At 72.6% G+C, this 22,813-nt stretch carries 20 protein-coding genes and 1 tRNA gene; 7 read left to right on the top strand and 14 right to left on the bottom strand.

The genetic code is table 11. The features are described 5' to 3' along the window. Window positions 1–168 precede the first annotated feature (168 nt). The 3 genes from ACFWIC_RS30135 (at window position 169) to ACFWIC_RS30145 (ending at window position 2,000) form a co-directional block, all read left to right on the top strand. The gene (locus ACFWIC_RS30135; RefSeq protein WP_380520458.1) at window positions 169–474 is read left to right on the top strand and encodes a helix-turn-helix domain-containing protein; all 306 of its coding nucleotides are present in this window, start codon (window positions 169–171) and stop codon (window positions 472–474) included. Between the two features lie 712 nt (window positions 475–1,186). Beyond that, window positions 1,187–1,717: a tyrosine-type recombinase/integrase gene (locus ACFWIC_RS30140; RefSeq protein WP_380520460.1), complete on the top strand. Its 531-nt coding sequence runs from the start codon at window positions 1,187–1,189 to the stop codon at window positions 1,715–1,717. Window positions 1,718–1,814: 97 nt separating this feature from the next. Next, a complete protein-coding gene (locus tag ACFWIC_RS30145; RefSeq protein WP_380520461.1) occupies window positions 1,815–2,000 on the top strand; it encodes a hypothetical protein in 186 nt (61 codons plus the stop codon). 615 nt (window positions 2,001–2,615) lie between these two features. Here ACFWIC_RS30145 and ACFWIC_RS30150 read toward each other — a convergent pair. Continuing rightward, window positions 2,616–3,134 carry a hypothetical protein gene (locus tag ACFWIC_RS30150; RefSeq protein WP_380520462.1) on the bottom strand — a complete coding sequence of 173 codons (519 nt, stop codon included), beginning with the start codon at window positions 3,132–3,134 and terminating at the stop codon, window positions 2,616–2,618. A gap of 136 nt (window positions 3,135–3,270) precedes the next feature. Here ACFWIC_RS30150 and ACFWIC_RS30155 point away from each other — a divergent pair, with 136 nt between their 5' ends. Beyond that, on the top strand, window positions 3,271–3,684 hold the full coding sequence (locus ACFWIC_RS30155) for a restriction endonuclease (protein WP_380520463.1): 414 nt from the start codon (window positions 3,271–3,273) through the stop codon (window positions 3,682–3,684). Between the two features lie 123 nt (window positions 3,685–3,807). On the opposite strand, the gene ACFWIC_RS30160 is transcribed toward ACFWIC_RS30155, so the two are convergent. Then, the gene (locus ACFWIC_RS30160) at window positions 3,808–6,018 is read right to left on the bottom strand and encodes a HEAT repeat domain-containing protein (protein WP_380520464.1); all 2,211 of its coding nucleotides are present in this window, start codon (window positions 6,016–6,018) and stop codon (window positions 3,808–3,810) included. Between the two features lie 237 nt (window positions 6,019–6,255). Here ACFWIC_RS30160 and ACFWIC_RS30165 point away from each other — a divergent pair, with 237 nt between their 5' ends. After that, window positions 6,256–6,450, top strand: a complete 195-nt coding sequence (locus tag ACFWIC_RS30165) for a hypothetical protein (RefSeq protein ID WP_380358715.1) — start codon at window positions 6,256–6,258, stop codon at window positions 6,448–6,450. A gap of 209 nt (window positions 6,451–6,659) precedes the next feature. On the opposite strand, the gene ACFWIC_RS30170 is transcribed toward ACFWIC_RS30165, so the two are convergent. From ACFWIC_RS30170 to ACFWIC_RS30205, 8 genes are all read right to left on the bottom strand, one after another. After that, window positions 6,660–6,733 (bottom strand) — tRNA-Pro (locus tag ACFWIC_RS30170). A gap of 132 nt (window positions 6,734–6,865) precedes the next feature. Further along, a complete protein-coding gene (locus ACFWIC_RS30175) occupies window positions 6,866–8,149 on the bottom strand; it encodes an MFS transporter (RefSeq protein ID WP_380520476.1) in 1,284 nt (427 codons plus the stop codon). A 138-nt stretch (window positions 8,150–8,287) separates the two neighbouring features. Then, window positions 8,288–8,692: a MarR family transcriptional regulator gene (locus tag ACFWIC_RS30180; protein WP_329948035.1), complete on the bottom strand. Its 405-nt coding sequence runs from the start codon at window positions 8,690–8,692 to the stop codon at window positions 8,288–8,290. Window positions 8,693–8,878: 186 nt separating this feature from the next. Further along, on the bottom strand, window positions 8,879–9,670 hold the full coding sequence (locus tag ACFWIC_RS30185) for a DUF1684 domain-containing protein (RefSeq protein ID WP_355401926.1): 792 nt from the start codon (window positions 9,668–9,670) through the stop codon (window positions 8,879–8,881). Between the two features lie 278 nt (window positions 9,671–9,948). Further along, on the bottom strand, window positions 9,949–10,809 hold the full coding sequence (locus ACFWIC_RS30190; RefSeq protein ID WP_329882815.1) for an acyl-CoA thioesterase II: 861 nt from the start codon (window positions 10,807–10,809) through the stop codon (window positions 9,949–9,951). A gap of 281 nt (window positions 10,810–11,090) precedes the next feature. Then, window positions 11,091–11,777, bottom strand: coding sequence for an alpha-ketoglutarate-dependent dioxygenase AlkB (locus tag ACFWIC_RS30195; RefSeq protein WP_329948037.1), 687 nt, complete (start codon window positions 11,775–11,777; stop codon window positions 11,091–11,093). A 54-nt stretch (window positions 11,778–11,831) separates the two neighbouring features. Further along, a complete protein-coding gene (locus ACFWIC_RS30200) occupies window positions 11,832–12,290 on the bottom strand; it encodes a transglycosylase family protein (protein WP_380520465.1) in 459 nt (152 codons plus the stop codon). A 345-nt stretch (window positions 12,291–12,635) separates the two neighbouring features. Beyond that, a complete protein-coding gene (locus ACFWIC_RS30205; protein ID WP_380520466.1) occupies window positions 12,636–13,460 on the bottom strand; it encodes a transglycosylase family protein in 825 nt (274 codons plus the stop codon). A 702-nt stretch (window positions 13,461–14,162) separates the two neighbouring features. On the opposite strand from ACFWIC_RS30205, the gene ACFWIC_RS30210 reads away from it, so the two are divergent. Beyond that, the gene (locus ACFWIC_RS30210; protein WP_329882811.1) at window positions 14,163–15,014 is read left to right on the top strand and encodes a hypothetical protein; all 852 of its coding nucleotides are present in this window, start codon (window positions 14,163–14,165) and stop codon (window positions 15,012–15,014) included. Between the two features lie 562 nt (window positions 15,015–15,576). Next, window positions 15,577–16,350, top strand: coding sequence for a hypothetical protein (locus ACFWIC_RS30215; protein ID WP_380520467.1), 774 nt, complete (start codon window positions 15,577–15,579; stop codon window positions 16,348–16,350). Window positions 16,351–16,566: 216 nt separating this feature from the next. Here ACFWIC_RS30215 and der read toward each other — a convergent pair whose 3' ends face one another. From der to ACFWIC_RS30235, 4 genes are all read right to left on the bottom strand, one after another. Next, window positions 16,567–18,021, bottom strand: coding sequence for a ribosome biogenesis GTPase Der (gene der / locus ACFWIC_RS30220; protein ID WP_329882810.1), 1,455 nt, complete (start codon window positions 18,019–18,021; stop codon window positions 16,567–16,569). A gap of 207 nt (window positions 18,022–18,228) precedes the next feature. Continuing rightward, a complete protein-coding gene (gene cmk / locus ACFWIC_RS30225) occupies window positions 18,229–18,942 on the bottom strand; it encodes a (d)CMP kinase (protein ID WP_329948040.1) in 714 nt (237 codons plus the stop codon). Between the two features lie 252 nt (window positions 18,943–19,194). After that, the gene (locus ACFWIC_RS30230) at window positions 19,195–21,222 is read right to left on the bottom strand and encodes a hypothetical protein (RefSeq protein WP_380520468.1); all 2,028 of its coding nucleotides are present in this window, start codon (window positions 21,220–21,222) and stop codon (window positions 19,195–19,197) included. Window positions 21,223–21,406: 184 nt separating this feature from the next. Further along, on the bottom strand, window positions 21,407–22,492 hold the full coding sequence (locus tag ACFWIC_RS30235; protein WP_329882807.1) for a prephenate dehydrogenase: 1,086 nt from the start codon (window positions 22,490–22,492) through the stop codon (window positions 21,407–21,409). Between the last annotated feature and the right edge of the window lie 321 nt (window positions 22,493–22,813).

The raw sequence follows: 22,813 nt of genomic DNA on the forward strand, positions 1-22,813 counted from the left end.
TTCCACCCGGTGTGCCCGCCGGGTCTCGACGCGCCTCGAAGAACCTCACGTACGTACGGTCTGTCCCGTTCAGCACGCCGACCCCTGTTCCGCCCGTCCAGGCGGACAGGTGACTGTGGGCGTGCCCGGCCGAGCCCAAGCGGCTCCACCACCCGCCAGAGGGAGACCATGTACGCCCGACCCCGCGTTCCCGCCGTAAGCCGGCTCTCGGTTCCGACCCCGGCCGCCGCCGACCCCGCGCACCAGGCTGATCCGGCAGCGGAGTTCGACCTCCTGCACAGCGGCTGGTACTCGACCGAGGAACTCGCCGCACTGCTGAAGGTCGACCCCTCGACCCTGCGGCGCTGGCGCTCCGCCACTCCCCCGCAGGGACCGCCGTTTGTGCAGATCGCGCCCCGGCTCTACCTGTACAGCATCCCCGACACCCAGGTGTGGCTCGCCCACAAGCGCACCGACCCATCCGAGGCAGCCTGAATGTCCGACCCCACCCAGCTCATCCCCTTGGGTGTCGACCTCACCACCGACATCGAACACCGCCCCGACCGCCGCCCACAGTTCCGCTACCGCGCCCGCGTGCGCTGGACGGACCCCAACGGCGGCGGTCGCAAGTCGGCTTCCTCCTCCGTCCCCACGGAGACCGAAGCCGAGGCCTGGATCGCCCGCATGGAACGGGCCGCGGCACGAGGCATCACCCCCAAGACCCTCACCATGACCCTCGCCGAGTACGGCGACGAGAACTGGGACCTGGCGATGCGCGGCCTGGAGACCACCACCCTCGACCCCTACACCGCCGGCTGGAAGCTGCGCGTCACCCCGGTCCTCGGCCACATACCCATCACCAGCATCACCAACGGCATCACCGACCGGGCCCTCCACTCGTGGATCGCCGACGGACTCAGCATCTCCTCCGTCAAGAACAGCCTCGCCCCGCTCGTACGCATCATGGAGCAGGCCGTCCGCGACGGTCTCATCGACGTCAACCCCTCACGGATGAGCGGCTGGCAGCCTCTACAAGAAAGCCGAGGACGAACTCGACGACCCCCGCTCCCTCGCCCTCGCCGACTGGGACGCCCTCGACGAACTCGCCAACGCCCTCGTCGAACGCTCCCACAACCACTACCGCGGCTGGGGCGACATCGTCCGCTTCGCCGCCTGCACCGCCGCCCGCATCGGCGAGGTCTCGGGCGTGCGCGTCAAGGACATCAACCGCTTCGACTGGACATGGGACCTGTGCCGCCAGACCACCACCAGCCCCGGCGGCCTCATCGACAAGGGCACCAAGGGAAAGCGGCGGCGCACCGTCCCCATCATCGAAGAGATCCGCGACCTCGTGAACTGGCGCATGAACGTGGTCGGAAACGACCCCATGGCCCGCCTGTTCACCGGACCACGCGGCGGACGCATCACCACCGCCATCCTCCGCGACGCCACCCACTGGGACGAAGTCGTCGTCAGCCTCGGCTACGAGTACCTGCGCCGGCACGACCTCCGGCACACCGGCCTCACTTGGCTCGCCGACGCCGGCGTCCCCATCCACGTCCTCCAGAAGATCGCCGGCCACGGCCACATCACCACCACCCAGCGCTACCTCCACCCGGACAAGAGCTCCATCGAGAACGCCGGCCGCTCCCTCAGCAGGCACCTGTCAGCAGACCGGACCACCTCGCAGGCGGCAGCGACCGAGGCGCCCGTTCGTCATCTACGTCTCGTCCAGTAGACGGCCGTAACGGGCAGCCTCCGAGGTCTCGCCGCTGACCATCTACCTACGGCAGCGAGCCTGCCATCGTCAACCACGCTGTTGTAGAAGTGGACTTGTGACAGACAACGAGCACGGTGCGGAACCCTGGGTCCGGTTGCTGCACCGCGAGCAGACGGCACGCAACATCCACGGCAGCCTTCGAGCCTCTGGCATCACCGTGCTGCTGGACGCCGTACTCGACCTGTGCAACCGCGAGGTAGTGACGCGCGACGGCAACCCCGCTCCCCTCCCACCCGAATGAGCGCTCCATCTCCTCGACGGTGCCAGCACAATGCCACCCACCGCTTGCTCCGACCCCGCTCCGACCGCACAGCGGATTTCCGGCGGCCCCATCCGGGTAGGGCTGCTGTCATATCGCGCAGGCAGCACGGACCCCACGCGGGTTCGCGCTGTCATGGACCAGGGGGTGGACCGGGTGGCACGCCGAAAGACTGTGGCGGAAATCCTCGCCGAGGCGTACCGCCTGAAGCAACAGGCACGAGCCGCAGAGGCGCAGCGCGGGACGCAGCAGCCGACGAACGGCCAGGCCTCCGCGCCGACGGCTCAGCCCCGCCCCAGGAAACGGAAGGTGGACCCCGCAGTCGAACACGCCCGGCTCCTGGCCGCCGGCGAGAAGCACGTCCAGCGCGAGGAGGCCGCCCGCGCCAAGGAAGCCGCCCGTGTGGAGGCCGAGTTGGCCAAGCGCCAGGCGGCCCGCCGCCGGGCGGAGGAAGCAAGGAAGCGCGAGGACGCCCAAGCCGAGAAGGAGGCCCAGCGGCAAGCCCGGCAAGCGGAGACGGCCCGGCTCAAAGCCCTGGCCGAGGCGGGCACCGCCGAGTGCAACCTGCGCCGCGAGGAACTGGAGACGGTCCTGCTCCTACGACCCGAGGGCCTTGAACTGTGGCATCCCCACGTCGAGCAGGCGTTCATCCACGAGGGTCCCCAGGGCGTCGCAGAGATGGTCGAAGACCTGCTGCAGCGGTCCCCCGTGCCCCCTGGGTGCCGAACGGCAGCCCGCGCGGTCTACACCCCCGAGGCCCAGCAACTCCTGGTCGACGTCGAGCTTCCGAACCACGAGATCGTCCCCGCGGTGGCCTCCTACCGCTACGTCGCCCAGCGGGCCGAGGTCGTCCCCCAACCCGCCAAACAAGCCGAAGTCCACGACGCCTACGCCCGGCTGGTGGCCCGCCTGGCCCTCCGGGCGCTGGACGAGGCGTTCACCGCCACACCGGCAGCATTCGTGGAGACCGTCATCCTCAACGGCCGCGTCAACGCCACCGATCCGACGACCGGACAGGCCGTCCGGGCGTGCGTCGTCAGCGTCGTCGCCCAGCGCAAGGACTTCGCCGAACTGGTCCTGGACGAACCGCGTCTCGACCCGCAGCAGTGCCTCCACCGGCTCGGAGCCACCGTCTCCAAGCACCCTCACGACCTGGAACCGGTCACACCCATCGTCGAGGCGGACCTGTCCCGCTACCGCATCATCACCGACACCGCAGTGGTCGCCACCCTCGCGACCCGACCTGCTCCGAATGAACCCCTACGACTTCGAACGCCTGGTCCGCGAACTCTTCGAAGCCATGGGCTACGAGACCTGGCGCACCCAGGGCTCCCGCGACGACGGCGTGGACGCCGTCGCGACACTGACCGACCCGACCGGATCCACCATCTTCGCCATCCAGGCCAAACGCTCCAAGAACGTGGTCCCAGTGAACACCGTCCGCGCCATGTCGGGCGTCATGCACGACAAGGACGCCGGCTACGGCATCGTCGTCACCACCTCGTGGTTCGGCAAGGACAGCTACGACTTCGCCCACCGCAACGGCCGCCTCCGCCTCATCGACGGCCGCAACCTCAATGCCCTGCTCGCCGAACACCTGAACATCGACGCCCTGATCGGGCTACCCAAGGTCCCCCCGGGCTGGCAAGCCGGCGACCTCGTGTGAAGCCGAACGCAGACCTATCCGCGACCGCCCCGAGCCGCCCGCCTCACGAAGCCTGCGAATGACCCACTGCACATCGGGCAACGGCACAGCCAGGCAACGATCCCAAGATCAGCAGGAAGCGGCCTAGCTCAACAGCGTCGGTCCGTCAGGGAGCCTCGTTGGATCGAAGGAGGCTGTGCGGTGGGCACCTGGGCCGATCTGGATGACGCGGGCCGCCGGGACGGTGGTCCAGGTGGCCAAGGTGGTTCGCGTCGAGGTGACGATCAGCTGGAAGCCCTGGTCGGCAAGTCCCGAGAGTATGTCGGAGACCGCGCGTTCCGCGGCGGGGTACGAGGAGCCAAAGGGCTCGTCGATCAGGAGAATCCGGTTTGGCACACCGTCCGGCTCGGCCAGGGAGCGGAGATTCGCCTTCCAGTTCTTAAGCACGGAAGCTCGGCTGTCGAGCACCCGGACGTTCCGGTCGCTGAGGTAGTAGCAACTGTGTGGCGTCCGTCGATCGTTCCATGTGATTCGAAGGTGTTTGGCCAGGTCCTGGCTCACCAAGCTCAGCTGACCGATGGGGCGAGCAGAGTGCACCGAGTTCATTGACAGAGCCAGGGCCTCCAGCAGAAGGGTCTTCCCTGTGCCCTCGCCGCCCACAAGCACGGTGATCCCCTCATGGAAGCCGATCCCCTGGTGAAGCGCCTCAGCAACCGGTAGGGTTTCGAGTTCCTGATAGGAAGGCGGCAGTTCGGCAGCCTGGATGATGGCATTATCCGTCGCGGGAGCCATGGCCATGACATAGCCCCGGCTCGTGAGTTCCTGCACGACCGTCCAGCGGATGGACTCCGAGGGGTCGTCGCAAAGGGAGTGGAGCACGGCGAGTGCGGCGCCATCGTGGAGCCAGCTCTTGGCGAGGAACTCTGCGGCAGCCGCCCGGACGAGTGCGTCGCTGTCACGGGTCAGCGTGATTAAGCAATCGCGGACCGCCGGATCGTTCGCCCACCCCTGAACCAGCGCAGACATCATCGTCTCCCGAACGCCCGGATCCTTGTGCTGGACGAACCGGATCAGCGCGTTGCGTGCAACGCAGTCACCCGCCCAGCCGTGCACCAGCCCCAGCACCGCCGTCTGCCGGACGTGGTTCTCGGGGTCGCCGGCCAGCTCCACGACGGCCTCCTGGGCCTCGGGATTCCCCGCCCAGGCGGCTGCCAGGCCCCAGGCCACGTTGTGGCGAATGGCCGACTGATCATCATGGACGAGACGCAGAAGGGTGTCGCGGGTGCGTGGGTGGTGGGCCCAACCAGTCAGCATGGTCCGCACGGCGGTGCTGCGGGCGAGTGGGTCGCTCAGACGGGTGGCGGCCACCAGGATCGCCAGTTCATCGTCGGGGGCCAGCGGCGAGTCGCCCGCTAGAGCGCGCTGCAGGTCGTCGATCTTCTGTTCCTCCGCGTCGTTATACTCCTGGACCCGACCAAGGGCGGTCGCGATGTCCACGAGCGCAGACTCGGCACGGATGCCGGGGGAGAAGACTCCCCGGGCTGGCAGCAACGGGAGGTCGGGGAGCGGCCGCAGGTGCCCGACGTCGGTATGTGCAGCCAGCCGCCGTAGGTTGCCCTGCGCCTGGTCCCACAGCACCTCCAGTACCCGCCGCCGGTGGTCAACGCGGTTGAACTCCGCCTCCGCCGCCGCCTTGTACTCGACCGCCTCGGTGCGCTGCTGCTCGGCCTGCGAGCGCGGAGCCGTCAGTCCCGCGGTGTGTGGTGCGCCGAGATGGTTGAGATCAAGCTCGGTGATGATGTCTCGCAGCGCGTTGATGATCTGTAGCAGCGTTCCCATCAGCGTCTGAGTGTCACTCAACTCCCGCCGGAGGCGGTCCCCGGTGCGATGCGCCCGTTCGAGGTCGAGCTGGGCCTGCAGCGCAGCGATGGCCGCCGCTGGAATGGGAGGTTCCGGCTGTGGCTGCAGTTGCAGCAGCGCAGCCGGGCGGGTCTTCAGTCGACGCGCTTCGCTCAGCAGTTCTGCCGCTTCCCGGAACAGCGCCTGGTGACGGGGCTGAGGCAGGCCGGCAGCGGCACTGGTGATCTCCAGGAAGACCCGGAGGAACGGGACGGACGGCAGCCCGGTACCGCCCTTGAAGAGGCGGTCGAGGTGCGACTTCGAGAAGTTCATCCCACTCACTGGGGCGGCCGACAGGCCCTCCCTTGCCGCGTTCCCCGCCTGCTCCCGCTCGGCCCGTTGCTGGAAGGCGCGAGCGATCTCACGCGTGCTCAGGCCTGCCTCCTGCGCCCGGACCCGGAGGAAGTCCCCGAGTGCGCACGCAGCACCGACGCCGTCTCCCACTGTCGCGCTCATCGCTGGTTTCCCTCGAACTCCTGCCCCGGGGGCGCCCCAGACGCGTCGCTGGGACGGGCCCGGGACATCCGCGATCCTCCCAGATCGGGCCTACGGCCTGCATGCGATTGCCCCAAGCGGTCCCGGGCTGCCCCAGGCTGTCCCAGCGCGGGTTGGGGACACCACCTGCGCCGAGCACGCTGGCTGCGCGGTCGACGGCGGCCGTGAGGTGTTCCGAGCGGTGGAGGCGTGCGGCGAATGTCGACAGAGATCAACGAGGCAGTCCAGGCGATCGGCGAGGGATGCGGCGGCCATGCGGGCGGCGTTCCCGAGCTGCTGGCGGCCGCGGTGCCGGAGTTCCTCGGCGGACTCGCCGTGGCACTCGTCACCGCGCTGGCAACCTGGGGCCTGCGTCGGCGACGCACCCGTCGGGCGCCCGACGACGTGCGCTGATCGGGCAAGACCCGGAGGCGATGCGCACGCGATCCAAGGACTGTGGTGAGCCGCGGCGGGTCCTGACTCCGTCGGCTCGCTGGTCCCCGGCTGGTCCCTGGCAAGATCACGGACCGCCCGCTCCAGCGCCGTGGGCCACCTGTCGGGCCATCAACAAAAAGGCCGTTGGCCTGGGATTTCTCCCGGCCAACGGCCTTCCGACATCACTGTCGGGACGACAGGATTTGAACCTGCGACCCCTTGACCCCCAGTCAAGTGCGCTACCAAGCTGCGCCACGTCCCGTGGTCTCGTGGCCCTGGGCGGAGTCTGAGGGACTCTGCTTCGGGTTTCTCGACCTTGTCGGCCGGTGTCCCGGCGACGTGGAAAACAATACAGCACGTCGGGGGGTGCTCGCTGCCAGATATGGGGGTGGGGTCAGGGGGTGGGGTGGCGGGCGTCGTAGCGGAGGAAGGCGGGGCGGCGGGCGGCGAGGAGGAGGATGGCAGCCACGCAGGCGAGGCCGCCGGTGACGACGGAGACGGCGGGGCTGGTGAGGGACGCGACGGCGCCGGATTCGAAGTCGCCGAGGCGTGGGCCGCCGGCGACGATCACGACGAAGATCCCCTGGAGGCGGCCGCGCATCTCGTCGGGGGCGGCGACCTGCATCATCGTGTTGCGGAAGATCATGCTGACGGTGTCGGCGCAGCCGGCGACGGCGAGCAGGAGGAGGCCGAGCCAGAGGTTGCGGACGAGGCCGAAGGCCGCGATGGCGAGGCCCCAGGCGACGACGGAGACGAGGACGGCGGCGCCCTGGCGGCGGACTCGGCCGACCCAGCCGGAGAAGAGGGCGCCGGCGAGGGCGCCCACGGCGGGGGCCGCGACCAGCAGGCCGACGGTGCGGGCGTCGCCGCCGTAGAAGGTGACCGCGATGGCGGGGAAGAGGGCGCGTGGCATGCCGAAGATCATCGCGGCGAGGTCGGCGAGGAAGCTGGTGCGCAGGTTGGGCTGGTCGCGCAGGAAGCGGAGGCCGTCGAGGACGGAGGCCCGGCCCTTGCGCTCGCCGAGCGGGAGCATCGCCGGCAGGCGCCACATGGCGTAGATGGTGGCGGCGAACGCGACGGTGTCGACGAGGTAGGCGGACTGGACGCCGTAGGCGCCGATGAGGACGCCGCCGAGCATGGGGCCGACGGTGAGGCCGAGGTTCATGCTGACGGTGTTCAGCGCGTTGGCGGCGGGGAGCTGTTCGGCGGGGACGAGGCGCGGGATCATCGCGGACCGGGCGGGTGAGCCGAGCGCGAAGAAGCCGGCCTGGACGGCGACGGCGACGTAGAGGACGGCCACGAGGCCGAGGCCGGCGAGCGCCTGGGCGGCCAGGACGGCGGAGACGACGGCGAGGCCGGCCGAACCGATCAGGCCGAGGCGGCGGCGGTCGACGCTGTCGGCGATCGCACCGCCGTAGAGGCCGAAGGCGATGAGCGGGAAGAGGGAGAAGAGGCCGACCAGGCCTGTCGCGAAGGTCGAACCGGTCAGATCGTAGACCTGGACCGAGACGGCGACGGCCGTCATCTGCTGCCCGACCGAGGAGACGACCTGGCCGAACCAGACCCGCCGGTAGTCGACATTGTCGCGCAGCGGGCTCAGGTCGGCGAAGGCCCCGCGTGCGGCCCGCCGGTACCACGGAGGGGCCGTGGCCGATACGGCAGGAGCCGTGACCGGCACGGCGTCGGCGGGCGCCGAGGGGGACGGTGCCGCCGGGGTGGGGGCCGGGACCGCGTCGGCGGGGGGCTGATTGGCAGGATGATTGGTCGACACGGAAACCCATGTTCCGCCCCGCCCCTCCGGGACCACCGACCGGGGTCAGTCGACTCCGACGTTGCCGAGGATCCGGTCCGGCAGAACGGCCAGTTGAGCGACGCCGGCGTCGCCGAGGCCCTTCGACATCTCCTGCTGACCGGTCACCGCGACCGCCGAGATCCGGACGTACAGCTCCCCCTCGGGGGCCGGTTCGACGGTGGCCGCGCGCCGGTCCTCGTCGATGCGACGGCGCACCACGAGCCCGCGCCGCTCCATCTGCTCAAGCTGCCGGGACAGGGCCGACCCCTCGATGCCCAGGTACCGCGCGAGGGCGCGCCGGATCATCGGACCCTCCAGCTTGCGGGCCGCGAGCACCGTCCAGGTGACGAAGGTCGCGCCCGACTCGGCGAGACGCGCCTCGAAGAAGGCCCGGCAGGACTTGGCGGTCAGGTGCAGCTCCGGGGCCACGCCGGTGCGCAGCCCGACGCCACACGGCCCACGCCCCGCGTCCCGTTCGGCCCGCAGACCAGCAGACCGGCAGACCGGCAGGCGGCCCGGACGGGATGCGGGGCATGCCGAGGACCGTCCGCGGAACGACTGCAGACGTACCGCAGTCGTTCCGCGGACGGACCAGCAGACGGACCAGTGGACGGACTAGCGGGTGAGGACCTGCTTCTCGCCCGCCTCCACCGCGAAGTCCAGGCGGTTGCCGGGCGGCGGGAAGGGGCAGATGAAGTGGTCCGCGAAGGCGCACGGCGGCAGGTAGGCGCGGTTCAGGTCCAACACCGTGTGCCCGTCCGCGTCGGGCTCGGGGAGGGTGATGAACCGGAACCGGTAGGTGTCCCGGCCGCTCGTCGCGTCGGCGATGACGCCGCTCAGGCCGTTGCCCGAACGGCTCACCGTCAGCGTCCGGTGCTCGCCGGCGACGGTGAACTCGATCCGGCCGCTCACGGCCAGGCGGCGCTCCTTGCCGTCGGCGTTCGGGACCACCAGCGCCTGGGCGGCCTCGCCCTCGAACGGGGTGAAGACCGCCGGGACGGCCCACTCCGGCGCGTAGGTGTAGGCGGAGATGCCCGCGAACGATGCCCGCCCGGGTGCGGCCGGGTCGAAGACCCGGAGCGCCAGCTCCCCCTCGCGCTCGATCGGCACCAGGAGCAGCTCACCCAGGGTGGCGGTGTCCGCCGACGGGTCGGTGTCCGGGCGGAGCAGCGCCTCACCGTCGACGGGGGCCTCCGCGCCCGCGACGGTGATGCCGTCGGCGGCCGTCGCCCGGAACCGGATGCCCTCGGTGTCCGTCCACCAGAGGCCCGGCAGGCCGGGGATCTCGGCGGGATCCGGTTCGAGCCAGTGCGTGCCGGTGAGCGACAGCTGCCCGTGCAGTGCGCTCACGGACGCCGTCCGCTGATCGCTCCAGTGCTTCCAGTCCTCTGCGGCGGTCGCCGTCATCGGCACGCCCTCCCATTCCGGTCCAGGGCCCGCCGGGCGGGCCGTCCGTTCTCCGTTACCCCCGTAAACATCCGACACCCGGGTGGATCATTCCCGTTGCCGGGCGGCTTGGCACGCCTGTAGTACGCCCGTCGCACGCCCGTCACATGAGCCCTTGAACACACAGTCCGACAGCACGTGGCCATGCGCACGTAACCCGCGGGACGTGGAGCGCGAGACGTGGAGCGCGGGACGTGGGGCACACCACGTGGCACCCGAGGTGGGTCGGCCTTTCCTCATCAGCCCTTGATACGCCGGAACAGCCCCTCCTGGACCACCGACACCACCAACTGCCCGTTGCGGTCGTAGATCTCCCCGCGCGCGAGGCCCCGGGCGCCGTGGGCTATCGGGGACTCCTGCTGGTAGAGCAGCCAGTCGTCCGCCCGGAACGGCCGGTGGAACCACATCGCGTGGTCGAGCGAGGCCATGTCGAAGTGCCGGGTGCCCCAGAGCGGCTCGACGGGCGCGCGGACCGCGTCCAGCAGCGTCATGTCACTGGCGTAGGTGAGCGCGCAGACGTGGATCAGCGGATCGTCGGGCAGCGCGCCGTTGGTGCGCAGCCAGACGCCGCTGCGGGCCTCGACGCCGGCCAGCTCCTCCTTGGTCCACCGCAGCCGGTCGACGTACCGGATGTCGAAGGGCTGGCGGCGGCTGATGAACGGGGGCAGCTCACCCAGGCGGGAGCCGACCTCGTCCAGCGCGCTCGGCAGTTCCTCGGGCGCCGGGACGACGGGCATCGGGAACTGGTGCTCGATGCTCTCCGGTTCCGGGACGTGGAAGTCTGCGGTCAGCGCGAAGATCGACCGGCCGCCCTGGATCGCGAGCACCCGACGCGTGGTGAACGAGCGACCGTCCCGGAGCCGGTCGACCTGGTAGACGATGGGCACGCCGGGCACCCCGGGGCGCAGGAAGTACGAGTGCAGCGAGTGGACCGGCCGGTCGCCGTCCACGGTGCGCCCCGCCGCCACCAGCGCCTGCCCGGCGACCTGGCCGCCGAACGTCCGCTGGAGCGCCTCCTCGGGGCTGCGCCCGCGGAAGATGTTCAGCTCGATCTGCTCGAGATCCAGCAGTGCGACGAGCTCGTCGACGGGGGTACCCATGGGACACGTCCTCTCCGGGCTGCCGACCCGGCCGGAGGTCTTCCGTCCGGCTGTCGTCACCCGTTCTCTCGAATTCTCCAGCCCATTCGAATTCTTCAGCGAGCCGGGACATTCCCCCGGGCAGGGGCCCGCCTCGCCGATTCACTCGAACGAGGTCGAACAGTATCGGTCGGCTGACAGGTGGCGGCCCCGGGCGGACCCCGGGTCTGGGCAAGACCGGGCCCGGGCTTACCCAGACCCGGAGGTCAGGACAGGGCCCGGCCCAGGCCCAGGCCCGTCCGCTACAGCCCCGACTGCCGCACGGTGATGTTGAGCCGCCCGGTCAGGCCCAGCTCCGGGTCGGCCGTCCCCGGCAGCGTCCGCACCACGCCGTGGTACGCGAACCGGGCCGGGCCGCCGAAGACCAGCAGGTCGCCGCCGTGCAGCTCCAGGTCGGTCCACGGCCGGGTGCGGGTTTCGGTGTTCCCCAGCCGGAAGACGCAGGTGTCGCCCAGCGAGAGCGAGACGACCGGCGCGTCCGTCCGCTCGTCACGGTCCTGGTGGAGGCCCATCTTCGCGCCGTGCGGGTAGTGGTTGACGATCGCGATGTCCGGTTCGTAGCCGACCGCTCCGGGGATGTCGGCGGCGGCCTCGCCGTACGCGTCGGCGACCGCCCGCCGGGCCAACCGGGCGAGGTCGGACGGGAAGGGCTTGACGGGCGCGCCGTCCTCGGCGGTCCGCGAGTAGCCGTACGGGTACCAGTGCAGGCCGAGCCCGACCATCCGGACGGACATCATCCCGCCGGTGGGCATCCGGACGGAATGCAGGCCCGCCGGCGGACGGGACCACTCGCGGCAGGCCGCCACCAGCCCCAGTTGGGTCTCCGCGTCGAGCCAGCCGGGGACGAGCACCGCGCCCGGTGCCGGCTCGGACCGTCCGCGCGCGGAGGCGGGGTCGAAGAGGCCGCCGAAGAACTCGCCCTGGGTCACTCCCCCATCCTCGCCCACACCTCCGACAGCGGGCACGCACGTGTCATCGGCCGCTCACCCCGGCCGGGGCCGTACCCCCGCCGGGGGTCGTTCCCCCACGCGGGACCGCTCCCCCACCGGGTCGACGATCATCCCGATCTCGCGGGCGCAGCCCGGCCACGCCTCCCAGCCCTGCCCGCGCAGGATCTCCTCCCCGACCGTGGTCTGCGCGCGTCTGGTCGCACGGTCGGGGCGGTCGGCGAACCGCAGTCCGCCCGCCTCCTCCCAGGTCGACGGTCTGATCTGGAGCCCGCCGAAGTACCCGTTTCCGGTGTCGGCCTGCCAGTCGCCCCCGCTCTCGCAGGCGGCGAGCTCGTCCCAGATCATGTCCGCCACCGTGACCGCGGCCCGGGCCCGGACGGTCGGCAGCAGCGCCGTGCCCGCCGTCAGGCAGAGGGCGCAGGCGACCAGGGCGGCGACGCGGACGAGGGGAGGCGCGGCGGACGCGATCGGTCCGCGTGCTCCGGCGGTCACCCGATCACTCCCTCGGACGTCACGGGGCCGAGCTGTCCTGATGGCACACCAGTCGACCCTAGGCCGCCTCCGGCGGTGCATGGCGGATCGGTACGACCGTCCGGGCGTCCGGGCGGTCCGGCCTTCCGTGTACTCGCACCGACCTTCCGGGCCGCATCCGCGGCGCATCCGGCTCACGTCCGGGCCGCCTCCGGGCGTCCGCCTCACGGGCCCGACACGGCAACGGCACCGCCCCCGGCCCGCAACGCCGACGGCCGTTCCCCAGCCCGGTGGGCGGGGGAACGGCCGGTGGTCCGGCGCCGCAGGCCGGGGGCGGGCCTACGGCGCGGACAGCGGATCGTCGGATCAGACGGTCAGGGTCTGGCCCGGGAAGATCAGGTTCGGGTTGGCGCCGATGACCTTGGCGTTGTTGTCGTACAGCGCGTGCCAGTCGATGCCCTTGGCCGCGGCGATGGTGCTCAGGGTGTCGCCGGCCTGGACGGTGTAGTTGCCACCGTTGACCTGCTTGGCGTCGTTCGAGGTCCAGGACTTGCCGGACTTCGCGACGTTGTCGGCCTTGTCGGCCTTCGGCGCGGCAGCGGCCTTGGGGGTCTCGGTAGCCTTCGGGGCCTCGACGGCCTTCGGGGCGACAGCAGCCTTCGGGGCGGCGGTCTTCGGGGCCTCGGTGACCTTCGGCGCGGCCGGCTTCGGTGCCTCGGTGGCCTTCGGCGCGGCCGGCTTCGCGGCGGGGGCGGTGGTCGCACCGGCGGAGGTGTCGACCGCGGCCGGGGCGCCGCCCTTGGTCAGGCCGGCCTTGACGGAGCAGACGGGCCAGGCGCCCGGGCCCTGCGAGGCGAGGACCTTCTCGGCGACGGCGATCTGCTGCGCCTTGGTGGCCAGGTTGGCCTGCGAGGCGTAGGCGGTGCCACCGAAGGCGGCCCAGGTGCTGGAGGTGAACTGCAGTCCGCCGTAGAAACCGTTGCCGGTGTTGATGGCCCAGTTGCCACCGCTCTCGCACTGGGCGACAGCGTCCCAGGTGGAGACGGAGGCGGCGGAGGCCGAGGTGGCCGTGACGAGGCCGGCCACCGGCAGGGCCGCGACAGCGGCGCCCGCCACGACAGCCATCCGGACGCGGTTGCGCTTGGTGGCGGTGGAGGTGGTGGCAGCGGCGGTCTCGTTACGGAAGGTCATGAGGTTCCTCTCGACAGCCCCGGGCGGGCATGCGGAACCAAGCCCTCGAAGGGGATGGGATTCGCTCGCCGCGTCCGTGGGGCGGCCGGGTACGTGTCGGACGTACCGCGCCGCCCCGGCCACCGCCCACGCACCGGCGACCTGTTCGAGCGGTCGATCGGTGGGCACGGCCTGCGCCGGGTGAACCGGCGGGCTGTGCGTCGGGGGTGAACCCGGGTGGTGCTCGTTGCACCGCCAATGAAGCTACGAGCCGGCCGCCAGGGATCCAAACACTCGGAGGTCTGCCCAGCTCAGCCGGGCATTACCGGCGGTAACTACCAGGTAATCGTGTCCAATTTGTCCGATTTAACCGTCATTTCCTAGATCAAACATCACTGTCCCGTGTCCCACCTCACAGTTTCATTCCGGCAGGCCCGCCATCGAGATCGACAGATTGCGAGCACGAGACCACGCTCCGCGGTCGAATCAGGGGCAATTACCGTCACCCGCACCCCCCACCCGTGACCCCTGACACAGGGGCCCGTTGGTAAGGGCGGCCGGGGCCGCCCCCTGCCCCGGCTCGAACAGACCCGACCGCCCGACCCCTACGGATTCACCCCGCCCGCCCTGCCGGCACCACCCCGGCGCCCCCGTCGGCACCACCGCCGACGCCCACTGCCAGCACCTACCGCCAACGCCCCTGACACCTCACAAGGAGAACAAGTGCCGCGCATGCTCGACGTCAGCGACGAGGTCCGGTCCGAGATCGGCGACGACGAGGCCGACCGCCTGCTCGGCGGCGCCCACGCTCCCGACAGCTACGAGTGCACCTCCTGCCGCACGCCCGGCGACACCCTCCAGGAGCCCACCAGCACCGTGCTGTTCGTGGGTGAGGAGACCGCGGTGCTCGCGTTCGCCCACGCCCGCTGCATCCCCTCCCAGGTGGTCCCGGTCTCCGAGGAGCAGCTGGTCGGCGCCGTCCGCAGCATCAGCCAGGCCCGGGGCGACGCCCCCGCCGGTACGCCCGGCCACCCCCAGCCGGCCCCGGCGCCCGCTCCCGAGTCCGGTCGGCCCGAGCCGTCCGGCCCGTCGAGCGCCCCCGGCCAGGCCGCCATCCTGGGCATCACCTGCGGGCTGGTGCTGCACGGCAGTACCGGCCACGCCTCGCTGGTCGTCGAGCCGACCGGACCGGTCGGCCGCCCGGGCAACACCAGCGGCGAGGACGAGTTCCTGGACCTCCTCCAGGACGCCGGCTTCCAGCAGGTCACCGACCTCGACAAGACGCCGGACCAGCTGCCCGGCTGGTCGGTGCTGGTCGCGATGGGCAAGCTGCACGCGATCCTCCAGCCCGCCGCCGCCGGCGGGAGCACCGGCTGGTGGCAGGCCCACCAGCCGCTCCAGGTGACCGATGCCTGGCGGTTCGCCGCCAACCAACTCGGCGAGGTGACCATGTACGCCGTCCCGGCCGGAACGGTCGGACGGCAGCCGCGCGAGGACCTGCTGCGCCTGGCGCTGGAGCGCGCGGTCGCCCTGGGCCAGGTGGTCGCCGCCTCCCTCCCCCTCGCCGGGACCTGAGCCCGCACCTGGCCCACGCCTGGCCCGGACCTGGCCGATACCTGAGCCGAACCCGGGCCGGACCCTGGCCGGGAGCGGATCCGGGAACGGGCCCGAGGCGTGCACCGCGCCGGACCACGGCCCGTTCCCCAGCCCGTGGGACGCCCGCTGCACCGCCCGGGCCCCGGCCCGCCTGCCCGGGCCCGTACGGGCCGACACCGGCCGACACCGACCCGCGCGGGCCGGCGCGGGCCGGCACGTGCCGGCACGCGCGCGTCGCGCCACGCCCGTACCTCGCCACGCCCGCCGGGCGCGTACGCCGCACCGCTGCGCCGTCCCGATCAGGTGCGCACCCGGCACATGCTCGGTGCGCACTCGGCGCGCAACCGGCGTGGGCACCCTGCCTCCGCGCCCGGCGCGGACCACGCCTCACGTGCCCTCCCGCACGGCACAGGCCACCTTCCGGCCGGGCCGGGGGACCCCGCATCCACCGGCGAGCTCGCTCGTTGGGCCCTGCGTGTACAGCTACGACGTCCCCGCATCCCACCGTCGATCCGCCACCGCCTCCCGCGCAATCCCGGGCATGCGCCCGTCGTACGACGCCGAGCACCCGCACTCGGCGACGCCGATCTACGACGAGCTGTACTCCGAGTACCGGCGCCTCTTCCGCGCCCTGCCGGGCGACCGCTCCGGCGAGGAGAACCTGAAGTTCGCAGGCTTCGCCGTCCGTGACGGCTACCCCGTCCTCGCGGACCGCTCCTACCCGCCGCAGCACCAGGCGTTCCAGACGTACGCGGGCCAGTCGATCGGCATCCCCCAGTTCATGCCGAGCCAGCAGACCGGCCCGGGACTCGCCGGCCACCACGGCCACCACGCCCCGCACGACCCGACCGGACATCACGGCCTCACGGCCCACTCCGGCGCGGGCGGCTCCGCGGACCACGGCAACCAGAACAACCCGAGCAGTCACACCGGCCACCACGGCCACACCGGCGTTACGGGAACCGGCCACACCACCGACCCCACCAGCGACGGAACCAGCCACGCACCGGGCACCGGCCACCCCCAGGGCCACCCCCAGAACCACAACCACAACCACACCCAGAGCCACGGGTTCGGCCAAGGCGCCGCACCGCTACCCGTACCCGCCCAACCTGCCTCTGCCGCAGCCCAGTTCGGGAGCGGTCAGGGCTGGGTCGCGGCCGGCTACCTCGGGCCTGTCCCGCACCCGATGCCGGTGCCGGCTCCCGTACCGGTCATGGGCACGGGCTTCGGCCACGCGCCGGGCCAGGGCGCGGGCGGCCGCCACCGGAGCATGCTCTCCCTGCCTCCGGGCCGCAGCGGCGACCAGCACTGACCCCGGTCACGCCGATCGCCCGACGCCCCGGGACGCCTCACGCGGCACTCACAGCGCGAGCACCACGAGCACCACACCCGCAACGAGCACCAGCACCAGCACCAGCACCAGCACCAGCACCAGCAGAACCACGCGCCGCCGAACGAACGGAGGCCCCGCCACCCGGTTCTCGAACCCGGGTGGCGGGGCCTCCGCACACCTGCCTGACGACTACTACTACTTCCTCTTGCGCTTCTCCCGCACACGCACGGAGATCGAGATCGGCGTGCCGACGAAGCCGAACTCCTCACGCAACCGGCGCTCGACGAACCGGCGGTACCCGGCCTCCAGGAAGCCGGAGGCGAACAGCACGAAACGCGGCGGGCGGGTGCCCGCCTGGGTGCCGAACAGGATGCGCGGCTGCTTGCCACCGCGGATCGGGTGCGGGTGCGCCGCGACCAGCTCGCCGAGGAAGGCGTTCAGCCGGGCGGTCGGGATGCGGGTCTCCCAGCCCTCCAGCGCGGTCTCGATCGCCGGAACGAGCTTCTCCATGTGGCGGCCGGTCTTCGCCGAGACGTTGACCCGGGGCGCCCACTGCACCTGGACGAGGTCGCGCTCGATCTCGCGCTCCAGGTAGAAGCGGCGCTCCTCGTCGAGCTGGTCCCACTTGTTGTACGCGATGACGACGGCACGCCCGGCCTCGACGGCCATCGTGATGATCCGGGTGTCCTGCTCGGCGAGGGTCTCGCTGGCGTCGACCAGGACGACCGCGACCTCGGCCTTCTCCAGCGCGGCGGAGGTGCGCAGCGAGGCGTAGAAGTCGGCGCCGGCGGTCAGGTGGACGCGGCGACGGATACCGGCGGTGTCGACGAACTTCCAGGTCTTGCCGCCGAGTTCGATCAGCTCGTCGACCGGGTCGCGGGTCGTTCCGGCCACCTCGTTGACGACCACCCGCTCCTCGCCGGCGACCTTGTTGAGCAGGCTGGACTTGCCGACGTTCGGCCGGCCGATCAGCGCGACGCGCCGCGGGCCGCCGAGGGCGGCGTCGCCGAAGGTCTGCGGCGGGGCCTCGGGCAGCGCGGCCATCACGGCGTCGAGCAGGTCGCCGGAACCGCGGCCGTGCAGGGCCGAGACGGGGTGCGGCTCGCCGAGGCCGAGCGACCAGAGGTAGGCGGCCTCGGCCTCGGTGGACGGGCCGTCGACCTTGTTGGCGCACAGGACTGTCGGCTTGCCGGCCCGGCGGATGAGCTTGATCAGGGCTTCGTCGGTGTCGGTGGCGCCGACGGTGGCGTCCACGACGAACAGCACCGCGTCGGCGGTCTCGATGCCCAGCTCGGCCTGGGCCGCGACCATGGCGTCGATGCCGAGGACGTCGATCTCCCAGCCGCCGGTGTCGACGACCTTGAAGCGGCGGCCGTTCCAGCTGGCCTCGTAGCTGACGCGGTCGCGGGTGACGCCGGGCTTGTCCTCGACGACGGCCTCACGGCGGCCGATGATGCGGTTGACCAGGGTCGACTTGCCGACGTTCGGGCGGCCGACGACGGCCAGCACCGGCAGCGGCAGGTGGCTGCCGTCGCCGAGGCCGTCGACGTCCTCGGGGTCGAATCCCTCTTCGGCGGCGAGCGCCATGAACTCGGCGTACTCGGCGGCGTCCAGCTCGCCGTGTCCGGCGGTGGAGTGCTCTGCGGTCATGTTCGTGTTGTCCGTTTCCCGGCCCGGCCCTTCCCAGGGGCGTGCCGTGCGTACCTGCCCCACCGGGGCAGCGCGATTGTTGTCCGGGTGCCGTGCCGGCACCCGTTCGTCCAGGTGCCGGTGCGGCACCCGTTCATCGGTGGTGGTCACCCGGCGACGACGTCACCGGGTGGATCGGACGGTCGGCCCGGAGGCCGACGGCCCCGGTCAGACCGCGGAGAACCCGGCCCGCTCCTCCACCAGGGCGGCGATCGTGTCGATCACCTGCTCCAGCGTGAGCTCGCTGGTGTCCACCCGGACCGCGTCCGCGGCCTGGGTGAGCGGGGCGGTCGTCCGCGAGGAGTCGGCCGCATCCCGGCGGGCCAGGTCGGCGGCCATCGCGGTGATGGTCGCCTCGTCCACGCCCTTGGCACGCAGCTCGGCCGCCCTGCGCTCGGCGCGGGCCGTCTCCGACGCGGTCAGGAAGATCTTGACGGTCGCGTCGGGGAAGACCACGCTTCCCATGTCCCGGCCCTCCGCGACGATGCCGCGCTCGGCGACCTCGGCGCAGCCGCGCTGCAGCTCGACCAGGCGGGTCCGCAGGGCCGGAACCGCGGCGACGGCGCTGACGTGCGCGGTCACCTCGGGGCCCCGGATCGGACCGGCGACGTCCTGACCGTCGACGGTGATGGTCGGGCCGTGCGCGTCCGTGCCGGACACGATCACCGGCTTGCCGCAGGCGACGGCCACTGCCTCGGGGTCGTCGACGTCGACGTCGTTGGCCAGCATCCACCAGGTCATCGCCCGGTACATCGCACCGGTGTCCAGGAAGCTCAGCCCCAGCCGGGCGGCGACCGCCCGGGAGACGGTCGACTTGCCGGAGCCGGAGGGTCCGTCGATGGCGACGACGACCGGGGCGTGCGCTCGGTCGGCAGTATCCACGGCACGAACCTCTCTCTGAATCTCTGCGCATGGCGACCCGAACCAGGGGGAAGCCGGGGGAGTGTCTCCCCCAAGGTTAATGGACCGCCGCCCGACCCCGACCCAGTCGGTGCCCGGGCCGGTCCACGGGCAGGCCAGAGCCGCCCCGGCACCGCCGCCCGACGCTCCCGGGCGGCCTTCGGCCCGCTCCGAACCGTCCCCGAACCCGCCACCGACCGGCCGCCCGCAGCCCCCCACCCCCTCAGCTCGCGCTCAGTCGCCCCGGATCGCCGCCAACGCCTCGCCTGCCGCCGCCGTCAGCCGCTCGTCACGCAGGGGCGTCAGTACCGCCCCGCCCAGCATCCGCTCGTGACCCTCCACGTACGCCTCCAGCACCGGCACCGCAGCGTCGGCCGGTCGGCCGATCGCGGTGAGGTGGCGCAGCACCGCCGACAGCTCGTCGTCGTACTCGCCCGCGGCCCGTGCGGGCCCCATCGGGCCCGCTGTCGCCCTGGTGCCCCTCAGCCGCCGCGCCGCCGCCCGCTCGCCGGTCAGTTCGCCGACCAGTACGTCGACCGCCGGCCCGGGCTCACCGGTCAGCCGCCACCAGGCGTGCGCGGCCTCGACCCGGGTCCGCTCCCCCGGCGAGGTCAGGAGCGCGCGGACGGCACCGGCGTGCCGGACCGCCCGCGGGCCGAGGTCGGCCAGGTAGGGCAGGTGCGGCCGGCCGGGACCGGCCTCGGCGGCGGCGCCCAGCACCTCCAGCGCCGTGAGGTGGTCGCCGGTGACCCGCCAGAGTGCCCAGACGGCCGTCTGCGTACCGTGCCAGGGCAGTGCGCGCGGGTCGCGCGGCCGCTGCGCCCCGACGGCGGGCACCCCGACACCGTCCGCCAGCTCGCGCAGGCGCGGTGCGGCCCGCTCCGCCGCCGGGCCGATCGCACCGAGCGCTGCGGCGGTCCGGCGGGCCTCCCCGGTCTCAAGCAGCGTGACCAGTCGCGGCACGACCGGGGCCGCGACCGGTCCCCACGCGGCCAGCGCCTCCAGCGCGCCCGCCCGCGCGCCTCCGCCCTCCTCCTGGAGCGCGACTTCGACCGCGGGCAGCAGGGTGTCGGCCTCGCCGGGGTGGGAGCCGACCAGCCGGCCGATCGCGAGGTCGTAGCCGGAGCCGCAGAGCTGGTGCCGCAGGTAGGTCAGCACCCGCCGGTCCCCGAGGTGGGCCAGCGCGAACGCCTCCGGCCTCCCGTGGTGGGTGGGGAGGCGGGCGAAGAGCCTCTGCGCGAGCAGGTCCGCGTACGGGGCCGCCGCCGAGCCGGCTTCGGTGAGCAGCCGCGCGGCGCTCTCGCGAGCCTGCCAGCCTGGATGGTCTAGGTGCCGTGCGGCCAGGGCGTACAGATCGGCGGTGTCGGCCCGACGGTCGGTGACCGTCCGGGCGGCGCGGTCCAGGGCCCAGCCGGCCCGCTGTCCCGCCGACTGCCGGCCGCTCGGCTCCGTTCGCAACAGTGCGTCGGCCAGGGCCCGGCTCTCGTTCGGGCGGTCGGCCAGTGCCTCGGCGGTCATGGTGTGGAGGAGGCCGACCGCCGGCCGTCCGGGGTCCTCCGTGTCGGTCAGCGCCGCTGCCGCGAGGGCGCCCAGCCCCGTGTCGTCCGTTCCGGGCCTCAGCCGGAGCCTGCCCGCCAGCGCCGCCAGCCGCACCGTGGGGCTCGGATGCCCGAGCCACCGAGCGAACCACTGGTACCGGTCCGGATCATCGGATTCCTCGCCGGTCCCGGCTCCGTCCTCCGTCCCGCCCGACCCAGCCCCGGCCGACCCAGCCCCGGACGTTACCGTCCCGGTCGCCTCCGGCAGCAGCGCCACCAGCACTGCCAGCTGGCCCGCCAGCACGCCCGCGTGCGTCTCGCGCCCGGCCTGGGCCCGCAGCGCCGCGGGCGCCGCCGGTTCGTCGGCACCGAGCCACTTCAGCACCGGCGGGGCCGCCGCCCGGACGTCAGGGTCCGTATCCGCGACCGACCGGACGACCTCGGGCACCACCGGAGCCAGGACCGCCGTCCCGCCCAGGTCCGCGATCGGCCACCAGTACGCCGCCGGTTGCTCCGCGAGCTCCGTCAGCAGCCTCAGCGCCTCCGCGCGGGTCCGCCCACGCGCCGACCGCAGCATGCGGACCAGCAGCGGTACGGCGCCCGGCACGGCCTCCCCGCCCCGTCCGGGTGCGCGCAGGTCGGTGCGGAGCCGGGCAACCGCCCGCCGCAGCGCCCAGGCGGACATCCTTTCCTCCGCTTCGACCGCCGCAGTCGTCGTACCCACCCGCCGCCCTCTCTCCTTCCCCAGCCCGTCGACCCTCACCGCGGCTCACCGCGGCTCACCGCGGCTCACCGCGGCCCACTGCGGCCGCCGACGCCTGTTCGGGCGGCGCCCCCGGCGCGGCCTGCCGAACGATCGGGCCGCCGTCGGCGCCCTGCCCCGGAGGAGGGGCCGCTCCGGGCCCGGCTCAGTCCCGCACGCTCCACCCGCTGGCCCGCAGCGCCGCCGTCAACGGCCGCACCGCACCCGGCGCCACCGACAGCTGGACGAATCCCACCTGCTGGCCGGTCGAGTGCTCGATGTCCACGTCCTCGATGTTGACGCCTGCCGCACCGACCTCGCCGAAGAGCCGGCCCAGCTCGCCCGGCTGGTCGCCGAGGACGACGGCGACCGTCTCGTACCGGGTGGGCGGCGCACCGTGCTTGCCGGGGATGCGGGCCTGGCCGGTGTTGCCGCGCCGCATGACGGCCTCGATCCCGGCCGCACCGCCCCGCCGCTCGCGCTCCTCGGCGGCCTGCAGCGCGCGCAGCGCGCCGACGGTCTCGCCGAGGTCGTTGGCCACCTCGTCCAGCACGTCGGCGACGGCGCCGGCGTTGGCGGACAGGATGTCCACCCACATCCCGGGGTTGGAGGCCGCGATCCGGGTGACGTCCCGGACACCCTGGCCGGAGAGCCTTATGGCGGTCTCGTCGGCGTTCTCCAGCCGCGCGGCGACCAGCGAGGAGAGCAGTTGCGGGGCGTGCGAGACCAGGGCGACCGCACGGTCGTGCGCCGAGGCGTCCATGACGATCGGCATGGCCCCGCAGAGCGCGACCAGTTCGAGGACGGCGTTCAGCGTCTCGGTGTCGGTGTCCGCGGTGGGGGTGAGCACCCACGGGCGGCCCTCGAACAGGTCGGCGCGGGCGGCCAGCGGGCCGGACCGTTCGCGCCCTGCCATCGGGTGGCTGCCGATGTAGTGGACGGTGTCGCAGCCGAGCGCGGTGACGTCGGCACGCGGGCCGGCCTTGACGCTGGCGACGTCGGTGTAGAAGCGGGCCAGTTCGCGGCGCTGGCAGTCGGCGAGCACCTTGCCGACCAGCGCGGGCGGGACGGCGATGATCGCCAGGTCGACCGGACCGTCGGCCGGTTCGGTGATGCCGGCGCCCAGCGATTCGGCGGTGCGGGCGGCGTCCGGGTCCGCGTCCTCCAGGTGGACGGTCAGACCTCTTCCGGTGAGGGCGAGCGCGGCGGAGGTGCCGATGAGTCCGGTACCGACGACGACGGCTGTGCGCATGGCGGGTTGGCTCTCCTCGCAGAACGAACGGGCAAGCGGGACAACGGAACCGGGCGGAGCGGTACGGGCCCGGGACGGCCCGGACGGACCGCACCGGACGAAACGGCTCCGGACGGCGCCGGATCGGTCGGACACGTCCGCCCCATCCTCTCGTATCCCCGTCGTCCGCACGGACACCGCGACCGCGACCGCGCCCGCGAGGGCAACCGCGAGGGCAACCGCGAGGGCAACCGCGACCGCAACCGGACGGCCCTCCCACCCGTCCCCACACACGACCCGCGCGAAAGCGCCCGGCTCCCCGGCACTCGGGCCACGGAACGC

The organism is Kitasatospora sp. NPDC127035 (genome assembly GCF_042726075.1).
In the GTDB taxonomy this organism is placed as follows: domain Bacteria; phylum Actinomycetota; class Actinomycetes; order Streptomycetales; family Streptomycetaceae; genus Kitasatospora.

Excerpts from the sequence above, each read along its gene's own strand:
- ACFWIC_RS30135 (WP_380520458.1), top strand. The coding sequence starts at position 169 with ATGTACGCCCGACCCCGCGTTCCCGCCGTAAGCCGGCTCTCGGTTCCG.
- ACFWIC_RS30155 (WP_380520463.1), top strand. The coding sequence starts at position 3,271 with ATGAACCCCTACGACTTCGAACGCCTGGTCCGCGAACTCTTCGAAGCC.
- ACFWIC_RS30160 (WP_380520464.1), bottom strand. The coding sequence starts at position 6,018 with ATGAGCGCGACAGTGGGAGACGGCGTCGGTGCTGCGTGCGCACTCGGG.
- ACFWIC_RS30165 (WP_380358715.1), top strand. The coding sequence starts at position 6,256 with ATGTCGACAGAGATCAACGAGGCAGTCCAGGCGATCGGCGAGGGATGC.
- ACFWIC_RS30185 (WP_355401926.1), bottom strand. The coding sequence starts at position 9,670 with ATGACGGCGACCGCCGCAGAGGACTGGAAGCACTGGAGCGATCAGCGG.
- ACFWIC_RS30190 (WP_329882815.1), bottom strand. The coding sequence starts at position 10,809 with ATGGGTACCCCCGTCGACGAGCTCGTCGCACTGCTGGATCTCGAGCAG.
- ACFWIC_RS30205 (WP_380520466.1), bottom strand. The coding sequence starts at position 13,460 with ATGACCTTCCGTAACGAGACCGCCGCTGCCACCACCTCCACCGCCACC.
- ACFWIC_RS30215 (WP_380520467.1), top strand. The coding sequence starts at position 15,577 with ATGCGCCCGTCGTACGACGCCGAGCACCCGCACTCGGCGACGCCGATC.
- der (WP_329882810.1), bottom strand. The coding sequence starts at position 18,021 with ATGACCGCAGAGCACTCCACCGCCGGACACGGCGAGCTGGACGCCGCC.
- ACFWIC_RS30235 (WP_329882807.1), bottom strand. The coding sequence starts at position 22,492 with ATGCGCACAGCCGTCGTCGTCGGTACCGGACTCATCGGCACCTCCGCC.